Raw genomic sequence first — 21561 nt, 5'->3', positions numbered from 1 at the left:
GTGCTTTGCACAAGGGAGGCCGCTTATGAATACTTGGCTGATGGCCGCTCTACTCCTGCTGGCTGGTTGCGGCTGGCAGGTACGAGGTGATTTGCTGCCTCCCTTCACGCTTGAGTCGGTGCGCTTAATCTCCAGTGAGCAGCACACACCGGTGCAGCAAGCTTTGAGCGACGCCTTTACCCAAAGCGGGATTGAGATGGTGACCCAAGCGGGCCAAAAGGCCGAATACCGCCTCGCCCTCGAGCCCGAAGAGCTGCGCAAACGCACAGTTGGCGTAGGTACCGATAGCCTAGCTGCGGCTTACGAGCTGCAGTTGAGCCAAGACTTCCAATGGTTTGATGCCGCCGGGCGCGAAGCCACCGGCCCGCTGACAACGGTGGTCACCCGATCGCTGGACGCCTCCGATGCCACCGGCATCGAGCGCGAAGAAGCGCTACTGCTGGAAGAAATGCGCCGCGATTTGGCCCAACAAATACTGCGTCAGAGTTACTTTCAGCTGCAACCCGATCAGGCCAAACCGGAGTAACCCGTGGCCAAAATACGTATCGACCAACTGGGCCGCAGTCTGACCGATAAGTTGGCGCCTCTGTATTGGGTCAGTGGCGATGAACCCCTATTGGTTCAGGAAGCCTGTGACAGCATTCGCCTAGCCGCGCGCCAGCAAGGCTTTACCGAGCGCGACCTCCATCACGTTGACCAAAGCTTTGACTGGGGGCAACTGCTGAGCGCGGCCAACAGCCTCTCTTTATTCGCCAATCAAAAGCTTATTGAGCTGCGCCTACCCACGGGCAAGCCTGGGGACAAAGGCTCTCGCGCCCTGGTTGAATACTGCACCAACCTGCCGGACGACACCCTTCTGCTGGTCGTGACCGGCAAACTCGATGCCACGGCCACCCGCAGTAAATGGTACAAAGCCATTGACGGGGCCGGCATTCATCTGCCGATTTGGCCCATTGATCCGCCGCAACTGCCGCGCTGGATTGGTCAGCGTTTAAAGCAAGCAGGGTTAAACGCCGACAACAGTGCCATTGAGATGCTGGCATCACGCATTGAGGGCAACTTGCTGGCAGCCGCTCAAGAAATAGAAAAATTAAAACTTTTAACCACCGACGGTTATGTCAGCGCCGAGTTAATGGCCTCCGTGGTCGCCGACAGCGCGCGCTACGACATTTTTGGTTTAGCCGATAAAGCCCTACTGGGCGATGCCCGCGCTGCGGTTAAAAGCCTGCACGGCCTCAAAACCGAAGGCACAGAGGCGCCCGCCATACTCTGGGCCCTCACCCGCGATTTGCGCCAAATGCTGCAAGCTTCCATTCAAATTGAGCAAGGTAAACATCCGGATTGGGCCATGAAGCAAGCGGGTATTTGGGCCAAACGGCAAGCGTTGGTCGGCGGCGCCCTAAAAAGACTCAAGCGCGCCAAATTGGAATTACTACTGCGCCAGGCCGGAGGCATCGACCGCGCCATTAAAGGCATGCGCGACGCCAGCGCCTGGGATGACCTGCTGGATTTAGTGATCAACATTGCCGGCGCTCAGAGCTTATCCCCCATCAATATTCGCTTGAATTTAAAGCTCTAATCATTGCTCAGAGCAAGCAATAGCCAACCCGAAAGACCAAGCCTAGCCTGATAAATCGACCCAGTTTGGTGCGGCAAGTCATCTTTACCTTTCTTATAAGAAAAAATCTCTGAACCAACACGAGAAATAACATTCTAATACTTGTAAATCCGTAAAACCTAACGCAAAGTTAGGGAAAAGAAGAGCTCAACGGAGCAAGCTATGAAGGATAGTAGTACCTCGGGCAACCTAGTTGCCATCATCGCGATCGTAGTAGTCATTGCACTGCTAGGAGGGTTTATTTATTGGTATAAGACGCTATCAACTCCGGCCGAGCCCATCGAGGTTCCTGTTGCCAGCGTTCATACCAACTCTGTATCCTCAAGCTCAGCCTCCATACCGGCGGCCAAGCCAATTGCCGCCCCTAAAGAGCCTAGTCCACCGCCACCCGAGCCCATTCAAGAAACCGTTGAGAACACAGAGCCTGCAGCCGAAGAAAGTGAACCCGCCGTTAGCTTACCCCCTCTTAACGACAGCGACGCTTTTGTCAGTGAGCAGCTATCCACCCAAAGCGAACAATCTCTGATGGGGTTAATCGTACCCGACGAGGTGGTGCGTAAAAGCGTTAGAGCAATTATCGGGGTTGCCAACAATCGCCTGGTGAACCAATACCGGCCTGTGCTTTCACCGATGCCAACATTGGGGGTTTCTCAAATTAGCGGCGGCGAAGATGCTGAATACGAATTAACCGAGGCGAATTTCCGTCGTTATGACAAACATATCGCCTTAATGCAATCTTTTGAGCCGGCCACCCTAGCAAGCGTCTTCGATAAACTGGAGCCCCTGCTCAGCGAGGCTTATGCCGAACAAGGATTAGACGGCAGCTTTCGTGAGGTTGTCATCAGTGCGATCGACAACCTCTTGGCCACCCCCGATATCGATAAAACATTAATTTTGACGCGGCCAGCCGTTATGTTCAAATACGCCGATCCTGAGCTCGAAGCACTGCCAGAGCCACAAAAACTGATGCTGCGTATGGGTCCCGATAACCGGGGCAAAGTCAAAAGCTACTTAAGCGCGTTCAAGAAAGCGTTATCCGAAAATTAAAAATGTCACTTCAATAATATTGTTGGCGTTTTTCTTATAGGTGGGGGAAAACCGAAATCGGGGATGCCAAAATTATTATGCCAATAGACGTATTTCACACCTAAGCACAGGGGGGATTAAGCTGCAAAGCTTCCCCCAAGCCCCACCTTAACGGTGAAGCCCAATGTAAACAGCGGCGCTGATCATCGGTGGTAAAAGTCCAGTCGAAAATCCATGGCTTTAAAACCCATACCTTGCCAGCTTAAACCGATGGCGCCTTACCGGTACTTTCCCGCTCCAAAATACAGCAATCCATCGAAGCTTCGGCCCCTTTGGGTTTACCATCAATCGACCGCAGCAAAAGCTCTACTGCTCTTTCGGACATATCACTGATCGGCTGACGCACGGTGGTTAACGAGGGGTAAATTTGGTGGGCAACCGGCGTATCATCGAAACCGGCAATGGAAAGTTCGGCCGGCATAGAAATGCCGCGATGATGGGCAGCAATAATAGCACCCGCAGCCATATCATCGTTACCGGCAAAAATGGCGGTGGGAGCATCGGCCAAGGCCAGAAGTCTCTCGGCGCACTCGCTGCCCGAATCAAACGAGTTGTAACCCTGCTCGACCAAAGCCGGATCGAGGGCTATAGCGCGATCATCCAGTGCTTGCTTGTACCCCAAAAAACGCTGCACAACGGCTTTGTGATCGGGGTGACCGGCAATAAAACCTATACGCGTATGACCGAGATCCAACAAACGGCAGGTCATTTCATAGGCCGCCTGCTGGTCATTGGTCTGAACATAGGGGCAAATTTTCTTGTCTTCGGTGGGTGACAAACGCACCACGGGCACTTTTGCCTCCACCAACTGGTGCACCAGCTCAACCATATCCGACAAAGGCGGGGTCAAAATCAACCCATCAACTCGATTTTGCCTAACCAATGACAGAACCTCTTCAATTATTGAGGCGCTCTCGTGACTGCAGGGGTGAATTAACAAGTCATACCCAAGCCGACGACAACTTGCCAAAGCGCCCGACTGCACGTCAATAACATAGCTCGCACTGGGATTATCGTAGAGTAAACCTAAAACGTAGGAACGATTGGCGGCTAACGAGCGAGCAGATTGGCTGGGCCGATAATCGAGCTCGGCAATGGCTGATTCGACTTTTTCGCGGGTAGTGGCGCGCACATTGGGCTCTTTGTTGACCACACGCGACACGGTCTTCATAGACACGCCCGCCAGTGCAGCTACATCGTCAATGGTTGCTCTTGCCACTTACTACCCCCGTTAAAGCCTCATTTTACCCCAATGTGGGTAAACTTGTGTGAATTGAGATGACAGCGCTGTCAGTTTGTTTTATAGTAACAGAATAATATGGCTGCAACGAGTAGATTTAACCTGCCTTGCCCAGCGCAGGGGCTATTCAAAGGTCAATAAAACAGCAGGAAGTACCTGACAATAATCACACTGCACTCCTTCGGGGGTCACACTTACCCCCTTAAACAGTGCAATAAAATACGTTTTTCCTACGAGGTTTACTATGGCAACTGCTCCGACCAGCGCTGGCGTCAGTCAGGTAGCTGAACATAACAACCAAAACTACACCACTCCACTGGTCATCATTACATTGCTATTTTTTATGTGGGGCTTACTAACAGCCATGAATGATGTGCTGATCCCCCATTTAAAGAATGTGTACACCTTAAGCTACACCCAGGCGATGATGGTGCAGTTCTGTTTCTTTTTTGCGTATGCTGTGGTTTCACTACCCGCTGGTATGCTGATTAGAAAAATCGGCTATCAAAATGGCGCGGTGACAGGCTTAGTCATAGCAGGCTTTGGTTGTTTCTTGTTCTATCCAGCCTCCATGAGCACATACTCAGTATTCCTGCTCGCCTTTTTTATTCTCGCCGCAGGTATTACAGTGCTGCAGGTAGCCGCCAACCCGTATGTAACCGTACTTGGCCCCGCACGTACTGCCTCCAGCCGATTAAATTTAACCCAAGCGTTTAACTCACTAGGCACCACTATCGCCCCGACTTTGGGTGGCCTGTTAATTCTGGCCGCCGCCGGTGAGGCGATCGACTCCGCTGCCCTGTCAGAACTGGATGCCGCCGCAGCTAAAGCCAAAGAGGCCGCCGCGGTGCAAATGCCCTACCTGGTGCTGGCGGGTTCTTTGATTGCACTTGCCATCTTTTTTAAGCTGGCCAAGTTGCCCAAAATCACTCATGACTCGGACCCGGTAGAAGCCACATCGAGCGAGCAAACTAAAGTTTCCATTTTCGCCAAACCGCATTTGTTATTGGGCGCACTGGGAATCTTTATGTATGTTGGGGGCGAGGTTGCCATTGGCAGCTTTCTGGTGAACTTTTTCGGCGAAGACAATATCGCCGGCCTGAAAGAGCATCAAGCCGCAGCCTATGTTAGCTTTTATTGGGGTGGCGCCATGATCGGCCGGTTTATTGGCTTTGTGGTGATGCGTCATGTTCAGCCTGGCAAGGTGTTGGCTGTTAACTGCTTGGCAGCGATTGCATTGGTTCTGTCGGCGGTTTTCTTTGAAGGCAAAATTGCGATGTGGTCGATCATTGCGGTGGGCTTATGCAACTCGATTATGTTCCCAACCATTTTTAGTATGGCGTTGCACAAGCTGGGCGGCCTAACCAGTCAAGGCTCGGGTCTATTGTGTGTTGCGATTGTGGGCGGTGCTTTTATCCCGCTGCTACAAGGTGTATTAGCGGACAGTATCGGTATTCAAATGTCCTTTTTACTGCCTGCAGCGTGTTACGGCTATATTCTGTTTTACGGTGTGAAGTACGCCAACCTGTTCAATAACGAGGATTAATCCTCGTTATTGCGTGCGAGCCTGGCCAGTTGGCGGGCTCGTACTACCCACCCCTCGCGATGCGAACTCGCATCGGTCTCAGACAACGATGCAAACACCCAACTTACCTGCCAAGGTAAAGTTTCACCCGGCATCAGTGTGGTCAAATATCCCTGTTGCTCCATTTCAATATAGCTGCCATCGCCTTTGGCATAGAGTTCAATTTCACCTTCACCGGGCGCTATAAGTTCGGCGGGCACCTTTTCGAATACTTTAACGAACAACCAATCTTCGGCTTGGTAAGCCAGCCAGCCCTCCTCCCCATCGGTCATGGATTTGTGGTGCTCGGCGGTAAAATTTTGCGCGGCAGTGTTAAACCAAGCAATGCCGTTATCAAGGGTAAAATTCAAAGGCGAGAATTCACCACTGTGAAAATCCGTTTCTCCTTTGGGGAAAAACACCTGCCCTTGCGCTGGCAGTCGGGTAACCTCCCAAGGGGCTAAGGTCACTTCAGCGTCGGATTTATTATGAATCTGGTATTGAATAATTAACCGGTCGCTATCGTCGGCCAGCGTGTAGAACTTACTAAAAGCCACCCCCAGTTGTGAATCGTGTGGGCCATGCAGGTAAATCCCTTTCGAGGTTAATTCCACCCGGTAAGGCGCAGAGTTTAAGGCCTCAGGCGGAGGCCAGCCCCAATCACTTTGCGGGCTGGTCCACAGCACATTCCCCCAAGGATTATTCTGCGCAGGGGTAAGTAGTCGTTCACGTCCGGCGTACACCAAAGACTCAATACGCCCAGCCACACCAGGGTTGATAGTGACACGCAGTGAGCCGCGCTCAAGGTAGATTCGGCCATCGGCCATCGAGACGAAATCCGGCGGTGTAACAGCCACCAATTCCGCATTTTTATCACTGCACTGTGTCATTGAGAGCGCCGCGGCCAATAAAACGATTTTAACGTGTGCTTGCACCTTGTTTGAATCAATACAAAAGCGTAAACAACTTACGCTGGTACTGCACCGCTAGCGGATCACCCTTACCCAATGCAGCAATGATATCGGTAATGGCTTTGCGTGGCGCACCGTCTTTAAAATTGCGATCGCGCTTGAAAACATCCAGCAATAACTCCAGTGCATTTTTATGCTGGCCTTCTTCGTTCATCTGTACAGCCAGAGCATAGGCCGCCTCCAGGTTAGAAGGGTTAGCCTCGTACTCAGCCTGTAGCTTTTCCAGTTCGGGCGAGTTAGCCGCTTGTTTTTTCAACTCCAGCACGGCCATTGCCTGCTGATAGCTGGCATCTTGATCGGCCATTTTTACTTGCGCCAATAACGCTTCAGCCTCCTCGACACGATTCATCTCGGCATAGCAAAGCCCCAACAAAACCGCGATAAAAGGCAACTGATTGGACTCTTCCAGCGCTTGGCGCAACAACGGTAGCGCCTCGGCGTAGTTCGCCTCATCGAGAAATGCTTGCGCTTGGGCAACATCGGCCTCCCAAGCTTTGGGCAGGTATTTTTCAAGTAACTCACGAATCTGCGGCTCTTGCTGTTCTCCGGCGAATCCATCCACCGGCTGGCCATCTTTGATTATCATAACGGTGGGCAAGCCCTGGATACCGAACTGCTGCACCAACATTTGCTGCTCGTCTACATTAATTTTGGCCAGCAACATATTGTCGGTGTACTCAGCGGCAAACTTCTCCAATACGGGCATCAGAGTTTGGCAGGCCGGACTGCGAGCCGACCAAAACTGAACGACGACAAGACGTTTAAACGATTCGTCGATTACCGTCTGCTGCGCGTTTTCTGCAGTCACATCAAAAATATTCATTTCACTCGTTCTCTTAGAGAGTTCTCATCCAATATCGGTTAACGGGGTGATATTGACACTGTGCTCGGCACTGCTGATAAAAGCACTGCCCTCACTGATACATACACTTAAAGTCATATTTTTTTGCGCTAACGCGGCAAGTTCTGCCACCTCACCAGCGCTTAAATGGTAAACAGACAAATCGGTAAATGCACCGAGCGCCTCTTGCACACTGTGCCACCACTGATCCCGCCCGCGCCCGGCGCTGTAGATAACCTGCCGGGTGGAACGCGAACGCCCCTTTTTTAATTTATCGACGCTCGGCTGGCCCACTTCAATCCATTTTTCAATCACACCTGAGGGGGCCACATGCCATAAATCAGGTTCGTCTACGGTGGACAGGCCTTTGCCGAAGATTAGATCCTCATTGGCATGGAAGCACCAGGCGAGCAAGCGCACCATCATGCGTTCCTCGGTTTCCGATGGGTGGCAGGCCAGAGTCAATTTGGTATCCAGGTAAACCTGCCGGTCCATATCCGACAGGTTGAGATCGACTTTGTAGACCGTTGCCGTCAGTGCCACCGGTTACTCCGGACGCATGTGCGGGAAGAGCAATACATCGCGAATGGTAGAGGCATCCGCAAATAACATTACTAAGCGATCGATACCGATACCCTCACCGGCAGTGGGAGGCAAGCCATACTCCAGAGCGCGCACATAGTCGGCATCGTAGTGCATGGCTTCGTCATCACCGGCGTCTTTTTCCGCGACCTGAGCCTTAAAGCGCTCGGCCTGATCTTCGGCGTCGTTGAGCTCGGAAAAGCCATTGGCCACTTCCCGGCCACCGACAAAAAACTCAAAGCGTTCGGTAACAAATGGGTTGTCGTCTTTGCGACGCGCCAACGGCGACACTTCGGTCGGGTACTCGGTAATAAAAGTCGGCTGGTCCAACTTTTCTTCCACCGTCGCTTCAAAGATTTCGATTTGCACCTTGCCCAAACCGTAACTGTCTTTCAGTGGGACGTGTAACTTTTCTGCCACCTTGCGGGCGGAGTCTAAATCTGAAATGTCAGCCGCAGTAAGATCGGGGTTATAATGCAAAATAGAATCAAATACGCTGATGCGCTGAAACGGTTTGGCAAAGTCGTATTCACTGCCCTGATACTGAATCGTGGTCGTGCCCATCACGCTTTCACACATACCGCGCAACATGTTTTCAGTATGGTTCATCAGGTCGTTGTAATCGGCGTAGGCCTGGTAGAACTCCAACATGGTGAACTCGGGATTGTGGCGGGTCGACATCCCCTCATTGCGGAAATTGCGGTTAATTTCATACACCCGCTCAAAACCACCGACCACCAATCGCTTAAGATAAAGCTCGGGCGCGATACGCAAATACATATCGACATCCAGTGCATTGTGATGAGTGACAAACGGACGCGCGGTAGCGCCCCCAGGAATCACCTGCAACATGGGGGTTTCCACCTCCATAAAGCCTTGGCCATCCAGATAGTTGCGAATAAAACTGATGCACTTAGAGCGCAGCTTGAATGTATCGCGTACCTCGGGATTTACAATTAAATCCACGTAGCGCTGGCGATAACGCAGCTCTTGGTCGGCCAAGCCGTGGTATTTTTCCGGCAGCGGACGCAAAGATTTGGTCAAGAGCTTCCACTCGGTTAAGTTGACATACAAGTCACCTTTGCCCGATTTGTGCAAGGGCCCGGACCCGCCGACAATATCGCCGATATCCCACTGACCGTCGGTTTCTTTAATAGACTTTTGCACATCTTTCGCGGCGTAAAACTGAATGCTGCCCTCGCTGTCTTGAATCAGCATAAAGGGGCCGCGTTTGGCCATAATACGACCGGCCACGGCGACTTGATGATCCAAAGCTTCCAGTTCTTCTTTGGCTTTCTCGCCAAATTTTGCCTGCAAATCGACGCTGACATCGGTGCGGCGAAAATCATTGGGGAACGCATTGCCGCGCTCGCGAATCTGGGCGAGCTTGGCGCGGCGCTCGGCGATCAGTTTGTTTTCTTCCTGTGCAGTTTGCTTTTCGTCAGTCATGGGCATCACTTGTTGGGTTAGAGTCCAGCCTTGAGGCTCGCTTCAATAAATAAATCTAAGCCGCCGTCGAGTACGGTTTGGCAGTTACTGGTCTGTACGCTGGTGCGCAAATCTTTAATGCGCTGGTCGTCCAGCACATAGGAGCGAATCTGGCTGCCCCAGCCGATATCAGATTTGGTATCTTCCAGTGCTTGCTTATCGGCGTTGCGCTTTTGAATCTCCAGCTCGTACAACTTAGCGCGCAGCATTTTCCAGGCTTTGTCCCGGTTGGCGTGTTGCGAACGCTCGCTCTGACACTGCACCACGGTACTGGTTGGCTCGTGTGTTAAACGCACGGCCGAATCGGTTTTGTTCACGTGCTGACCACCGGCCCCAGAGGCGCGGTATGTGTCGGTGCGCACATCGGACGGATCGATATCAATTTCAATATTGTCGTCAATTTCAGGCGAGACAAACACCGAGCAAAACGACGTGTGGCGACGATTGCCCGAATCGAAAGGCGACTTGCGCACTAATCGATGAACCCCGGTTTCGGTGCGCAACCAGCCAAAGGCGTATTCACCTTCAAAGCGAATGGTGGCACTCTTGATACCTGCCACCTCACCCGAGGAGGCTTCTTCCAGGGAGGTTTTAAAGCCTTTGGCCTCACCCCAGCGCAAGTACATGCGCAACACCATTTCGGCCCAGTCCTGCGCCTCGGTACCGCCCGAGCCAGACTGAATATCCAAGTAGGCGCTGTTCTCGTCCATCTCGCCGGAAAACATCCGGCGGAATTCCAACTTTTGCAGCTGTTGGTCGAGCGCCTCGATCTCTTCAATGACATCCGCCAGGCTGTCTTCGTCGTTTTCCTCATTCGCCATGTCCAGCAACTCGGACAGGTCACTGACCCCGGTATCCAAATCGTCAATGGTTTTCACTACGGCTTCGAGGGAGGCGCGCTCTTTACCCAGCGCTTGGGCGCGCTCGGGTTCGTTCCAGACATCGGGCTCGCCCAGCTCTAATTCGACCTCGGTCAGACGCTCATGCTTGGCATCATAGTCAAAGATACCCCCTAAGCACGTCGGTGCGTGCTTTAAGGTCTTTAAGGGCAGTCAACTGCGGGTTAATTTCCATGGATTCTCGCTGTCAAAATTGTATACAAAAGCGGCGCATTCTAACGCAGAAACGCTGTGCAAACTACCGCCTGCACAGCGTCTCGGGGTTTTCGGTCACAATGCAAGCGTCTTATCCGGCCAGGTTTAGCACCACCCCCACCACAATAACTTGCGGCAAAACCACTAAGGGCAAAAACAGCGCCGTTTTCCAAGACTGCATGGTGTCTTTAATCACCATAATCTCGGTATAGTCCGTCGCCACTCCCGCCATAAGAAACAAAAAGCTATTGCCCGGTGCCCGGGCCCGATTCATCAAATCGGCGGCAATCGGGGTAGAGCCCTCGGAGCAAACCTCAATAATCGTCGCGGCCACGGCCGTCAGCAACAACCCCAGAAAGGTGGGGCCAAACCAGTCGGCAAACACATCGGTCGGTACCAGAGCGCGAATCAGTGAAGCCAAGAGCACACCGAACAACAACCAGCGCAACACCATACGCGAGCCCTGTAAGCCCTGTCGCGCCAACTCTGCCACACCGGCTGGCGTAAGCCGAATACCGCTCAAAAGCTGTTTTAACTGCGGCAACACAGGAGCTGACTCTATCTCAGCAACCAGTGCCGGATTGTATTGCAGCCGTTTGCGGGCCACCAAGGCGTCGAAGATAAGCCCAGTTATCACACCCAACACCATCGATAAAGCGATGAAGGCTAAAGTCCAGGGCAAGCCGATCAAGGCAATCATAACCAGCGTCAGCGACAGTGAGTTCCAGGGGCTTGCCACTAAAAATGCCATCACCTGCCCCAGGCTAGCGCCTTTTTGATAGAGCTTCATACCGACCATCAAGATGCCGTGGCTGCATAAGTCCATCAATACGCCGGCCGCCGTGGCTCGCATAATGCCACTTAGGCTGCCGCCGCGCCCGAGCAGGGACACCACCAAGGTTTGCGGTACAAAATGTAACAACCCGACAAATACAATCCCCAGAGCCACCCCCCACCACATGGTGTTGAGCAGTTCAAACACTCCGTGCGCCACATGCGTAAGCCACTCAGGCAAAGGAATACCCAACCCGTAAAGACCATAAAGGAACGCGCAAGCAATCAGTGAGCCCCAAAGCAGTAAATCGGGTCTCGACTTAGTGTCTTGCGAGTTTGAGCCACCACAACAGCCATGTTCAGGCGCTGGAGCGGTTTGAGTCTTGTCGCTGTGGCAGTGTTCAGTCATTGGAATTCTCCGTGCCCTGCTCGCCCTCTACTAAGGTAAAGCGCATAGGGTTTTGCGGTGCGGTAAGGTTTTGCAAAATAGCGCACTGCGGCGATTCATCGCCTATACAGCGCTCGGCCAACTCAAGCAATGTAGTGCGTATTGAGGTTAACTGCTGCACCTGTTGATCAATTTGGGCCACCTTGCCCAACACCTGATTTTTCACATCGATACTGCGGCACTCTTGGTTATTGAACATCATCAGTAAGCTGCGACACTCTTCCAGTGAGAAACCAACCTGCCGAGCACTGGCCACCAGCTGCAACTCTTTAAGACACTGCGGACTGTAGTGTCGATAGCCATTATCCAACCGTTCGCTTTGCACGAGCCCGAGCGACTCGTAATAGCGTATAGACTTTGCACTTAAACCCGTGGTTTGGGCCGCCTGTCCAATCTTCACCCTGCTCTCTCCTGCCGCGCTTAGCGAACGTCTGTTGCTTGCTATTGACTACAATAAACCTTCCCACAAGGTTAAGGTCAAGCTAAATTCAGGCTGTTTTTTCGAGCACACCGGCCTTCAGACACTATATTTTGAATTAAAATCACCCAATTTAGATACAAAAAACCTCAAACCAACACAACAAAAACTTAATTATATTGTTATATTTCAGCGACTTATAACAACTAGTTGACAAATGAAATTAATTATTCAAAATAACCTAAGAATCGGACTTTCAAAGAGTGGCAAATGCGATGGAATATTTAGACGTTTCGCACCCAGAGTGGGGCAAAATGTGGGATGAACTGGCCTCATACCGCTTAAACGATGGTGACCACTTGTGTATTCATGAGGGATTTTGCTGGGAGTATATGGGGTCGAGCATGGACCACCATCATTTAAAGCATAACCGGCACCCCGCGACCGATAAAACCGAATACATTTATATCGAGCGAGCGCGGGCTGCGGTAGGCTGGGCCTAACGCAAGCCTACTGAACGCGGCCGTTAAATTCCCATATTTTTAAGCGATGTAATCACCTGGCCTAATACGGCTGACACCTGCGGATGCTCACCTTCAAACTCATCAAGCATTTCCTCCAGAGTATCCAATGGTCTAGGGTCTAGCTGCTCGTCGCTTCCCGTCGCATGAGTATGCCTTGCCAACTCAGCCATTAATCGCTGCTGAGCCGGGCTCTCATCCTCGGTTCCGAAAAGCTCATGTAAGCGACCGATTAGCTGGTCCAGATTATCGTTTGACATACAAAATTCCTCTCAATATTAAAGCCATCGGGTGCATAGGCTACTTGCTGCGTGATATAACACTTTTTCACTATAGCCAGAGTTAACGCTGAACGTCTACTTAGGATCCCTACTTTGACCGATGTAACGCCTCAAAAGCAATCACGCGCTGCATATATGTCGCAGCTTAAGTCTGGCCTGCAAACGCGTTTTGGACGGTTTTTAATCGTTGGCGGCACCGCCACAGCGCTGCAATACATCTTGCTCATTGTCTTGGCAGAGGTTACGCCCCTGCCCCACCTTTATTGCTCAGCGCTAAGCTATGCATTGTCTGCCATTTTTAACTATCTGGCCAATTACTACTTCACCTTTGAAGCAACCGGTGATCACAGCTCAACCAGCGCCCGCTTTGCCATCACGACCGCGATTGGACTTGGCATCAACACCCTTGTGTTTTACTTGGCAAATTTAATTCTGCCCCACTATATACTCTCGCAAATTATGGCTACTGGCGTTACTCTAGTCAGCAACTACTTATTACATAAATATTGGACATACCGATAACACTATGGATACCCCATCTCTGGCGATTGTCGTTCCCTGCTACAACGAAGAGGAAATGCTGCCCACCAGCCTGCCGGCATTGCTGGCCGTACTCAATCAATTGCAGGCTCTCAATAAAATCAGCCCTGAGTCTAAGCTGTATCTAATTGACGACGGCAGTCAGGACAATACATGGGAGCAAATAGAGCAAGCCTGTGAGGAATACCGCGGGCAGGTGGTCGGTCTAAAATTATCACGCAACCGCGGCCATCAATACGCACTCTTGGCGGGTTTGGAAAATTGCTGTGAAGATATTACCGTCAGTATTGATGCCGATCTGCAAGACGACCCCAGTAATATTGAAAAAATGGTGGACGAGTATCACCAAGGCAGCGATGTGGTTTACGGTGTGCGCGCTGCGCGCGATACCGATACATTCTTCAAACGCGCCACAGCAGAAGGCTATTACTCATTAATGCGCCGCATGGGTGTGGACTTAGTGTTTAACCATGCTGACTTCCGCTTAATGTCGCGCCGCGCACTCGATGCCATGCTGGAGTACCGGGAGAGCCAACTCTTTTTGCGCGGCATTGTGCGCGAAGTGGGATTTCCTTCCAGCACCGTGGAATACAACCGACAAATTCGTATCGCAGGGGAGAGCAAATACCCGCTGCGCAAAATGTTATCTCTGGCGTGGAGCGGCATTTCCAGCTTTTCCACCGCACCTCTGCGAGCCATCACTGTACTTGGCATAGTCGCTAGCGGCCTATCGATGTTGATGATTGTGTGGGTACTCTCTGTACGCCTGTTTGGTGACAGCGCAATACCCGGCTGGGCATCGATTCTAACCCCATTGCTGTTTATTGGCAGCGTACAGCTGTTGAGCCTCGGCGTCATTGGGGAATATCTCGCTAAGCTCTATAACGAAATCAAACAGCGACCGCGCTACCACATCAGTGAAAAGCGCGGAGAATAAACCATATACTCACAACTACCCCAGCAGCATAAACAGACAATGCACTGCCCGCTATAATGCCTCGCGCAATACAGTGGCAGGTGGTGTAGTGACGCTTTGGCGGCAACTCAGCGCGCCCAAACTGCTGACAAAGAACGCACTGAGCACAGGCGTCAGTAACCAGTATATATAATGCGGTTGTACAGGAATTTCAAACACAAATACCTGCAGCCCCAGCAGCAATGCCTCGGCGGCCAATACGGCTATCAGCCCCGCACAAAAGCCCAATAGAGCAAACTCAATCCAAATACTGCCCACCAGTAATCGTCGCGGCGCACCTAGCGCACGCAATAATCCCGCCTCTTGTTTGCGCGCTTCAATGCTGCCCGTAACCGCTGCAATCAATACCAAACAACCGCCCAAGAGCACCATCACCAGTACCATGCCCACCCCATCGCTGACCTGAGCCACAATGTCACGAATTTGATTAATAATTCGATCCAACTCAAGTACAACAATCGTTGGATAGCGAGTGAGCAATGTATTGATAAAACGCTTTTTCTCGGATGGCAGGTAAACACTGGTCATATACATGGGCGAGTAATCAGACAGGGCGCCAGGTTCAAAAATAAAATAAAAATTGGGCCGCAGTGACTCCCACTCCAGCGTGCGAAAACTGGCGACTTGCGCCTCGGCGATTAAACCGCCAATGGAAAACGTCAATCTGCTGCCAAGCTCGATACCGAGCCGCTGCGCCACTTCTTGTTCTACCGACACACCGGGCAACTCACCATCCGCCCCCGACCATTCATTCCACCACTTGCCGGCTACAATTTCGTTGTCGTCGGCCAGTTGGTCGGTCCAGGTTAAAGACGCTTCGCGATCTAGGGTGTCGTCCGGCTTGGGCTCGCCATCAATGTGAGTCAGGCGGCCGCGCACCATTGGGTACAGGGGTTCAACGCGAAGATTGTCATCCATCAACAACTGTTTAAAGTCTGCCACTTCGCTCGGCGCAATATTGATTAAGAAATGATTGGGGGCATCGGCCGGCACTTTCACCTGCCACTCCTCAATCAAGGAGGTGCGCACAATGGTCAAGGTCAGTAGCAACATAATGGCAGTGGCAAACACCACAACTTGTAACACGCTGGCACCGCGACGGCGCTGAATACTGGCCAGTGCCAAGCGCCAGCGACTGCCCGCCTGCGCTCCGGCTTTTTTGCCCATTGTTAACAAAGCCAGCGCCATTGCCGCGGTTAATACCCCCACTACCGCCAGAGCGGCTAAAACCGTAAAACCTAACAGTAAATCGCGACCAAAAACGCCCACCAGAATAACCAAAACCAAACTGGCCATGCCTATTTGCCAACCCATCGCGCTTTTATCCAGAACCAGCTCTTGGCGCAAAACTTTTATCGGCGGTACACCCGGCAAAAACCACAAACTGGGTAAGGCAAATCCCACCAAGGCTAATGGGCCGCTCAACAGCGACAAAATATAAGGCGTTGCGCCGGCCGCCGCCATAGGGATTTGGTACAGCGAGAGCACCGCTTGGGCAATGAGTGCCTGTAAGCTGACCCCCAGCGCCAAACCAATCATTGAGGCAATGCCGGCCAACATCAATAACTGCAAACAATACAAACGCCGAATACGCTGCGAGCTTGCCCCCAAGCTTTTTAACAGCGCCACTTGGTTGACATGACGCTCGGCAAATTGTCGGGCCGCCAAAGCAATTGCCACGCCCGCCAAGAGTACACCCATAATCGCAGCCAGCACTAAAAACTGACGACCAGTTTGCAGCGTGCCTTGCAATCGGCGCTGGGCATTTTCAATGTCCATCACCTCGTCATGATCCGACAGGCGCGGCTCTAACCAAGTCATCAGCGATGCGACATCGGCGTTGTCTCCGGCCAGCAACCACTGGTACTCAACTCGACTGCCCGGCTGAATAACTCGGGTTTGCGCCAAGTCTTGCCAATTTAAAATAATGCGCGCGCCCATCATGCTAAAAGGGCCACTGGCGTCGGGCTCACTGATAATCACTTTGCTCGCTTGCAGTGTTTGCTCACCCACTTGCAAGGCGTCACCCAGCTCAATATTGAGTAAGGGCAAGAGTCTGGAGTCTACCCACACCTCGCCCGCCGCCGGCACACCTTGAGCGCGTTCTATTAAGCTGGTGTCGGTGGCAAAGGGGGTGTTGCTCACATCGATATAACCGCGCAGAGGGTAGTTTTCGGCCACCACTTTCACCGCGGCCAAATGCATTTCATCCCCGGCGTATACCATTGATGCAAAGTGAGCGACTCGGGTGTGTGCAACCCCTTCGGCCTCGGCGGTTGCTTCCCAAGCCGGCTGATGTGGCTGGTTGCTTTTTATCAGGCGATCGGCACCGAGCAGGGAGTTACTCTGCTCCAGCAATGTGCCTTCTAAGCGGTCGGTAAACAGGGCAATGGCACTGACAACGGTAACAGCCAAGACTAAGGCTACCGCCAATAATTTTAATTCTCCACTGCGCCAATTGCGCCAAAGTAATTGCCAAGCTAACACATTCGTCCCCTATTGAACGGCGGCCGAGCCGCAGATCATTAATTCGCCGGCAGCCAGTTGTACTTGGCGAGCGCAGCGATTGGCTAATCGATCTTCGTGGGTAATTAACACCAAGGTCGTCCCCATTTCGGCGTTAAGCTCAAACAGTAAATCGTTAATGGTGTGGCCGGTGGTGCTATCGAGATTACCGGTAGGCTCATCGGCAAATAAAATGTCGGGCTTGCAAGCAAAGGCACGCGCTATGGCCACTCGCTGCTGCTCGCCACCGGACAATTGCGGTGGATAATGACTGAGCCGCTCCCCCAAGCCCACTCGATTCAGGTATTGTGCGGCTTGCTCGCGTACGTTGCGATCGCCGCGCAGCTCTAGCGGCAGCATGACATTTTCCAGCGCAGTCAACCCCGGCAAGAGCTGGAAGGATTGAAACACAAAGCCTACATGATCGGCGCGCACCTTAGCCCGCCCCTCTTCATCCAGCGTGTTCAAATCAATACCCGCTAGCGCCACACTGCCGGTGGAGGGAACATCCAAACCGGCCAGTAGTCCAAGCAGCGTGGATTTGCCCGAACCCGAGGCCCCGGTAATGGCTAGGCTTTCACCCTTAGCGACAGTCAGATTAATATCGGTAAGGATGGTAAGATCACCGCTGGTGGTGGTGACGGTTTTGCCCAGTGCTTTGGCCTGGATCATAGTCGCCATAGGGTCTCCCTAAAAGTGCCGCGGTGCGGCTTAAAACCATTGAATAACTGGATTCTACTATGACCGGTGGGTTAAAACGTTTAATTTTGGTAAATAGCTACCTGATATGCCTGTTTTTGGCGAGCTTTGCTCAGGCTGACAACAAAACCTTGTTGGTGGTGGGCGACAGTTTAAGTGCAGGTTATGGTATCGACATCAAACAAGGCTGGGTGCACCAACTGCAACTCAAGCTCGACCGAGAGCAATTGGCGTATACCGTCGTAAACGCCAGCGTCAGTGGCGAGACGACCACCGGCGGCAAGGCTCGACTGCCAAAGTTATTAGAGACTCACCAGCCTGATATCGTGTTGTTAGAACTAGGAGCTAACGATGGCTTGCGTGGCCAGCCGATTAAAATTCCACACAATAACCTCGCGAATATGATTACCGCCGTGCAAAACGCCGATGCTCAGGTGTTGCTGATTGGCATTCAAATACCACCTAATTACGGGGCGCGGTACACAGAAGCCTTTGCCGGGATCTTTGCGCGCTTAGCGCAAACTTACGATACCGCCTTAGTGCCTTTTTTATTAGAGGGTGTCGCCCTTAACCCGCAACTGATGCTAAAAGATGGCATACACCCAACCGCCGAGGCCCAGCCCATACTGCTCGATACGGTTTGGCCTTACCTCAAACCACTGCTTTAACAGGCCTCAAGGTAATCGACCATTAACTGCACCGATTCGCGCCCACGGTACTCATTGACGTTGAGCTTATAAGCCAAGCGCACCTTTTGCGCGCTGGGGTTGGGCCAGAGATCGGTATCGATATTAAAGGCAATGGCGTCAATCAGTTGCTGACGCGCCTCATCGACTGCCAGTAAGAGTTTAAGATGCTTCTCTCCCACAATGCGTTGCTCGACAAGATAAAAATCGCCATCGAATAACGGCTCGGGAAATTGCTGTCCCCAAGGCCCGGCATTGCGCAACTGGTGGGCGAGGTCTAAGGCAAATTCAGAAGGTGCCAAGGCCCCGTCGCTCAACAGCACCGCTTGTAAATCGTCCTCATTTAATCGACGCTTGATTTCGGCATCAAAGGCCTGACTAAACGCTTGATAGTGCTCGGCCTTAATGCTCATTCCGGCCGCCATAGCGTGGCCACCAAACTTTTGTAACAGCTCAGGCTGACGCGCGGCCACTGCATCGAGAGCATCGCGAATGTGCAAACCGGGAATCGAGCGCGCCGAACCTTTTATCTCACCTTCATCGGTATCGGCAAAAACAATCACCGGTCGATGAAAACGGTCTTTAATACGCGAGGCAAGAATACCGATGACGCCTTGGTGCCAGCTGGCATCGTACAGGCAGAGTCCCCAGGGTAGCTCATCGCTCTCGTTTAACTGAAGTTTATCCAGCATGGCAAAGGCTTCGCGCTGCATACCCGTCTCAATCGCCTTGCGATCGCGGTTAAAACCATCCAGCTCTGCCGCCAGCTCTCGCGCCTCGGTAAGGTTGTCGGTCAATAGGCACTGAATACCGATACTCATATCATCCAGTCGGCCCGCCGCGTTTAACCGCGGCCCAATAGCGAAACCTAAATCGCTCGCCACCAATCGCTCTTTGTTACGACCGGCCACCTCTAGTAGAGCCAGTATGCCTGGACGTGCGACACCCGCCCGAATTCGGCGCAACCCCTGCTCCACCAAAATACGATTGTTAGCATCGAGAGGCACCACATCGGCTACCGTCCCCAAGGCTACCAGGTCGAGATAGTTGGCCATATTGGGCGGATCAATAGCCAACTCGTTAAACCAGCCAGTCTGAACCAACTCGTGTTTAAGAGCGTTTAGCACATAAAAAATCACCCCGACACCCGCTAAGTTTTTACTGGGGAAGTCACAGCCCGGCTGATTGGGATTAACAATCGCCTCGGCCGGGGGCAGGTATTCACCTGGCAGGTGGTGATCGGTAACCACCACCGCTATACCCAGCTGTTGCGCGGCGGCAACACCGGCCAAGCTGGAGATACCGTTGTCGACGGTGATAATAACGTCCGGTTCATACGCCGCCGCCACCTCGACAATCTCCGGTGTTAAGCCATAGCCGTATTCGAAACGATTGGGCACCAAGAAATCGACATGGCGTGCCCCCATGGCGTTTAAAGCCAGCACGGCCAGAGCCGAACTGGTGGCGCCATCGGCATCAAAGTCGCCCACAATCAACAATCGGGCATCGGCCACAACCGCATCGGCCAAAAGCGCGGCGGCCTCTTTTAAGCCTTTCATGGTGGGTTTGAGTAACTGCTGTAGCGTTAACTCCAGCTCTTGCGGCTGGCGCACACCACGCGCCGCATAAAGGCGCTCTAACAGAGGAGGCAAGCCGGTGCCAGACAATAGCTGGGAAGGTAGTTCGCGACGTTTAATGAGTTTTTGCATAGAGACTCGTCGGATGACTGAAGCCAGAGGGCTGACGCAAAGGCGCCCGATTAGCGCCTCGCATCAAATATGAAAACGTCTGAGGTCAGGCCTCAGACGTTTTCATCAACATGCCAAGTGGCCGGTCATAAATTTATGCACGGTTTCGGCGTCATTGGGCAGAACTTCGTAGCGCTCTTCGCGCTGGAACAAATCGGCCATATGGTGTGGCAGTTTGGGATCTTCTTCCTGCCCGGCTTTTTGCACGGCCTCGGGGAATTTAGCCGGGTGCGCAGTTGCCAGACACACCATGGGGATATCTTTGCTCTTGCGTGTCACACGAGCGGCATCGACACCGATTGCTGTGTGTGGGTCTAACAGGTATTCGGTGTTTTCAAATACCTCGCGAATCACCTCCAACATACGCTCGTCGTTCACCTTGTGGCTGGCAAACAATTCGCGGGCACGAGTGAGCGCCCCATCGTTTAAGTGCATGGCGCCAGATTTAAAATCTTCCATCAATTGATTAATGGCCGCGCCGTCACGATCGTACAAATCAAACAACATTCGCTCAAAGTTACTTGAAACCATAATATCCATACTAGGCGACAACGTGTGATGCAGCTCTTGCTTACTATGATCATTGTTGCTGATAGCACGATGCAAAATGTCGTTACTATTGGTGGCAATAATTAACTGATCGATTGGCAGCCCCATTTGCTTGGCCAAATAGCCGGCAAAAATATCGCCAAAGTTACCGGTAGGAACCGAAAAAGAAACCGGACGATGCGGGCCACCCAACGCCAGTGAGGCGTAAAAGTAATAGACGATCTGCGCCATAATGCGCGCCCAATTAATGGAGTTTACCGCCACTAACTGACGCCCTTCCGGCAAGAAAGACTGGTCGGCAAAACTGGCTTTAACCATGTTCTGGCAGTCGTCAAAGTTGCCGTCCAAGGCAATATTGTGCACATTGTCTTCCAATACGGTGGTCATCTGACGGCGCTGCACATTCGATACACGATTGTGTGGGTGCAAAATGAAAATATCGATGTTCTCGCAGCGTCGACAACCTTCAATAGCCGCCGAGCCGGTATCACCCGAGGTTGCCCCCATCACCACGACTTTTTGATCACGTTTTTTCAGAATATAATCGAGTAAATGGCCGAGAAACTGCAAAGCAAAATCTTTAAACGCCAGGGTTGGCCCCTGAAACAACTCTAAAATCCACTCGTTGTGACCTGTTTGCACCAGTGGCGCAATCGCGTCGTGGCGAAAACTGGCATAAGCCTTATCAATCAGTCCTTTTAGATCGTCATCCGGCACTTCACCGGCCACAAAAGGCTGCATGATTTTAAAGGCGAGCTCTTGGTAAGAGAGTTCAGCCCAGCTGGCGATTTCTTCTTTACTGAAACTCGGCAGTGTTTCGGGCACATACAGGCCACCGTCCGATGCGAGGCCAGTCAGTACCACCTCTTCAAATGAAAGTGCCGGCGCTTGGCCGCGAGTGCTAATGTATTTCACGTTATTAACCTGAGTTG

21 protein-coding genes are annotated in these 21561 nt (G+C 52.2%); 8 read left to right on the top strand and 13 right to left on the bottom strand.

Going from position 1 to position 21561, the window contains the following annotated elements; all coding sequences use genetic code 11:
• The first annotated feature begins 25 nt into the window (after positions 1–25).
• The 3 genes from lptE (at position 26) to Q4526_RS07440 (ending at position 2665) form a co-directional block, all read left to right on the top strand.
• Positions 26–526 carry an LPS assembly lipoprotein LptE gene (gene lptE / locus Q4526_RS07450; protein ID WP_215976372.1) on the top strand — a complete coding sequence of 167 codons (501 nt, stop codon included), beginning with the start codon at positions 26–28 and terminating at the stop codon, positions 524–526.
• Between the two features lie 3 nt (positions 527–529).
• Positions 530–1579: a DNA polymerase III subunit delta gene (gene holA, locus Q4526_RS07445; protein ID WP_215976371.1), complete on the top strand. Its 1050-nt coding sequence runs from the start codon at positions 530–532 to the stop codon at positions 1577–1579.
• Between the two features lie 201 nt (positions 1580–1780).
• Positions 1781–2665: a DUF3014 domain-containing protein gene (locus Q4526_RS07440; protein ID WP_215976370.1), complete on the top strand. Its 885-nt coding sequence runs from the start codon at positions 1781–1783 to the stop codon at positions 2663–2665.
• A gap of 241 nt (positions 2666–2906) precedes the next feature.
• Here Q4526_RS07440 and Q4526_RS07435 read toward each other — a convergent pair whose 3' ends face one another.
• A complete protein-coding gene (locus tag Q4526_RS07435; protein WP_215976369.1) occupies positions 2907–3923 on the bottom strand; it encodes a LacI family DNA-binding transcriptional regulator in 1017 nt (338 codons plus the stop codon).
• 265 nt (positions 3924–4188) lie between these two features.
• Between Q4526_RS07435 and fucP the strand changes: the two genes are divergently transcribed.
• Positions 4189–5490 (top strand): L-fucose:H+ symporter permease, encoded by a 1302-nt coding sequence (gene fucP / locus Q4526_RS07430; protein WP_215976368.1) that lies wholly within the window; start codon positions 4189–4191, stop codon positions 5488–5490.
• Here the strand turns inward: fucP and Q4526_RS07425 are convergent.
• The 7 genes from Q4526_RS07425 to Q4526_RS07395 form a co-directional block, all read right to left on the bottom strand.
• Entirely contained in the window at positions 5487–6398 is a 912-nt protein-coding gene (locus Q4526_RS07425) for a DUF4380 domain-containing protein (RefSeq protein ID WP_215976367.1), read from the bottom strand. The two genes, fucP and Q4526_RS07425, sit on opposite strands and share 4 nt — an antisense overlap.
• Positions 6399–6453: 55 nt before the next feature.
• On the bottom strand, positions 6454–7302 hold the full coding sequence (locus Q4526_RS07420; RefSeq protein ID WP_215976366.1) for a co-chaperone YbbN: 849 nt from the start codon (positions 7300–7302) through the stop codon (positions 6454–6456).
• A gap of 24 nt (positions 7303–7326) precedes the next feature.
• Positions 7327–7863: a YaeQ family protein gene (locus Q4526_RS07415; RefSeq protein ID WP_215976365.1), complete on the bottom strand. Its 537-nt coding sequence runs from the start codon at positions 7861–7863 to the stop codon at positions 7327–7329.
• 3 nt (positions 7864–7866) lie between these two features.
• Positions 7867–9351 (bottom strand): lysine--tRNA ligase, encoded by a 1485-nt coding sequence (gene lysS / locus Q4526_RS07410; RefSeq protein WP_215976364.1) that lies wholly within the window; start codon positions 9349–9351, stop codon positions 7867–7869.
• A 17-nt stretch (positions 9352–9368) separates the two neighbouring features.
• A protein-coding gene (gene prfB, locus Q4526_RS07405; protein WP_215976363.1) for a peptide chain release factor 2 occupies positions 9369–10464 on the bottom strand; the annotation gives its coding sequence in 2 pieces (ribosomal slippage) (positions 9369–10391 and positions 10393–10464; 1095 coding nt in all).
• Between the two features lie 111 nt (positions 10465–10575).
• On the bottom strand, positions 10576–11667 hold the full coding sequence (locus Q4526_RS07400) for a permease (RefSeq protein ID WP_215976362.1): 1092 nt from the start codon (positions 11665–11667) through the stop codon (positions 10576–10578).
• Positions 11660–12106, bottom strand: coding sequence for a MerR family transcriptional regulator (locus tag Q4526_RS07395; RefSeq protein ID WP_215976361.1), 447 nt, complete (start codon positions 12104–12106; stop codon positions 11660–11662). Before Q4526_RS07395 ends, Q4526_RS07400 begins: the two co-directional genes overlap by 8 nt.
• 293 nt (positions 12107–12399) lie before the next feature.
• Here Q4526_RS07395 and Q4526_RS07390 point away from each other — a divergent pair, with 293 nt between their 5' ends.
• Entirely contained in the window at positions 12400–12627 is a 228-nt protein-coding gene (locus tag Q4526_RS07390; protein ID WP_215976360.1) for a 4-diphosphocytidyl-2C-methyl-D-erythritol kinase, read from the top strand.
• Between the two features lie 23 nt (positions 12628–12650).
• Here Q4526_RS07390 and Q4526_RS07385 read toward each other — a convergent pair whose 3' ends face one another.
• Positions 12651–12905, bottom strand: a complete 255-nt coding sequence (locus Q4526_RS07385) for a DUF4404 family protein (protein ID WP_215976359.1) — start codon at positions 12903–12905, stop codon at positions 12651–12653.
• Positions 12906–13061: 156 nt separating this feature from the next.
• Here Q4526_RS07385 and Q4526_RS07380 point away from each other — a divergent pair, with 156 nt between their 5' ends.
• Together Q4526_RS07380 and Q4526_RS07375 are read left to right on the top strand one after the other, a co-directional pair.
• Positions 13062–13448 carry a GtrA family protein gene (locus Q4526_RS07380; RefSeq protein ID WP_303609575.1) on the top strand — a complete coding sequence of 129 codons (387 nt, stop codon included), beginning with the start codon at positions 13062–13064 and terminating at the stop codon, positions 13446–13448.
• Between the two features lie 4 nt (positions 13449–13452).
• The gene (locus Q4526_RS07375) at positions 13453–14403 is read left to right on the top strand and encodes a glycosyltransferase family 2 protein (protein WP_215976357.1); all 951 of its coding nucleotides are present in this window, start codon (positions 13453–13455) and stop codon (positions 14401–14403) included.
• A gap of 51 nt (positions 14404–14454) precedes the next feature.
• Here the strand turns inward: Q4526_RS07375 and Q4526_RS07370 are convergent, their stop codons facing one another.
• Entirely contained in the window at positions 14455–16929 is a 2475-nt protein-coding gene (locus Q4526_RS07370; protein WP_215976356.1) for an ABC transporter permease, read from the bottom strand.
• 9 nt (positions 16930–16938) lie between these two features.
• Positions 16939–17628, bottom strand: a complete 690-nt coding sequence (locus tag Q4526_RS07365) for an ABC transporter ATP-binding protein (protein ID WP_303604478.1) — start codon at positions 17626–17628, stop codon at positions 16939–16941.
• Positions 17629–17687: 59 nt separating this feature from the next.
• On the opposite strand from Q4526_RS07365, the gene Q4526_RS07360 reads away from it, so the two are divergent.
• A complete protein-coding gene (locus Q4526_RS07360; RefSeq protein WP_215976355.1) occupies positions 17688–18314 on the top strand; it encodes an arylesterase in 627 nt (208 codons plus the stop codon).
• Here Q4526_RS07360 and recJ read toward each other — a convergent pair.
• Together recJ and thrC are read right to left on the bottom strand one after the other, a co-directional pair.
• Positions 18311–20041, bottom strand: coding sequence for a single-stranded-DNA-specific exonuclease RecJ (recJ, locus tag Q4526_RS07355; protein ID WP_215976354.1), 1731 nt, complete (start codon positions 20039–20041; stop codon positions 18311–18313). The two genes, Q4526_RS07360 and recJ, sit on opposite strands and share 4 nt — an antisense overlap.
• Positions 20042–20146: 105 nt before the next feature.
• Positions 20147–21544 (bottom strand): threonine synthase, encoded by a 1398-nt coding sequence (gene thrC, locus Q4526_RS07350; RefSeq protein WP_215976353.1) that lies wholly within the window; start codon positions 21542–21544, stop codon positions 20147–20149.
• Positions 21545–21561: the final 17 nt, after the last annotated feature.

This window comes from Gilvimarinus sp. 2_MG-2023 (assembly GCF_030547685.1).
Taxonomy (GTDB): Bacteria; Pseudomonadota; Gammaproteobacteria; order Pseudomonadales; family Cellvibrionaceae; genus Gilvimarinus.
The sequence above is the reverse complement of the archived record's forward strand: the minus strand, read 5'-3'. Positions and strand labels throughout refer to the sequence as shown.

Excerpts from the sequence above, each read along its gene's own strand:
- lptE (WP_215976372.1), top strand. The coding sequence starts at position 26 with ATGAATACTTGGCTGATGGCCGCTCTACTCCTGCTGGCTGGTTGCGGC.
- Q4526_RS07440 (WP_215976370.1), top strand. The coding sequence starts at position 1,781 with ATGAAGGATAGTAGTACCTCGGGCAACCTAGTTGCCATCATCGCGATC.
- fucP (WP_215976368.1), top strand. The coding sequence starts at position 4,189 with ATGGCAACTGCTCCGACCAGCGCTGGCGTCAGTCAGGTAGCTGAACAT.
- Q4526_RS07425 (WP_215976367.1), bottom strand. The coding sequence starts at position 6,398 with ATGACACAGTGCAGTGATAAAAATGCGGAATTGGTGGCTGTTACACCG.
- Q4526_RS07420 (WP_215976366.1), bottom strand. The coding sequence starts at position 7,302 with ATGAATATTTTTGATGTGACTGCAGAAAACGCGCAGCAGACGGTAATC.
- lysS (WP_215976364.1), bottom strand. The coding sequence starts at position 9,351 with ATGACTGACGAAAAGCAAACTGCACAGGAAGAAAACAAACTGATCGCC.
- Q4526_RS07400 (WP_215976362.1), bottom strand. The coding sequence starts at position 11,667 with ATGACTGAACACTGCCACAGCGACAAGACTCAAACCGCTCCAGCGCCT.
- Q4526_RS07390 (WP_215976360.1), top strand. The coding sequence starts at position 12,400 with ATGGAATATTTAGACGTTTCGCACCCAGAGTGGGGCAAAATGTGGGAT.
- Q4526_RS07385 (WP_215976359.1), bottom strand. The coding sequence starts at position 12,905 with ATGTCAAACGATAATCTGGACCAGCTAATCGGTCGCTTACATGAGCTT.
- Q4526_RS07380 (WP_303609575.1), top strand. The coding sequence starts at position 13,062 with ATGTCGCAGCTTAAGTCTGGCCTGCAAACGCGTTTTGGACGGTTTTTA.
- Q4526_RS07375 (WP_215976357.1), top strand. The coding sequence starts at position 13,453 with ATGGATACCCCATCTCTGGCGATTGTCGTTCCCTGCTACAACGAAGAG.
- Q4526_RS07365 (WP_303604478.1), bottom strand. The coding sequence starts at position 17,628 with ATGGCGACTATGATCCAGGCCAAAGCACTGGGCAAAACCGTCACCACC.
- Q4526_RS07360 (WP_215976355.1), top strand. The coding sequence starts at position 17,688 with ATGACCGGTGGGTTAAAACGTTTAATTTTGGTAAATAGCTACCTGATA.
- recJ (WP_215976354.1), bottom strand. The coding sequence starts at position 20,041 with ATGCAAAAACTCATTAAACGTCGCGAACTACCTTCCCAGCTATTGTCT.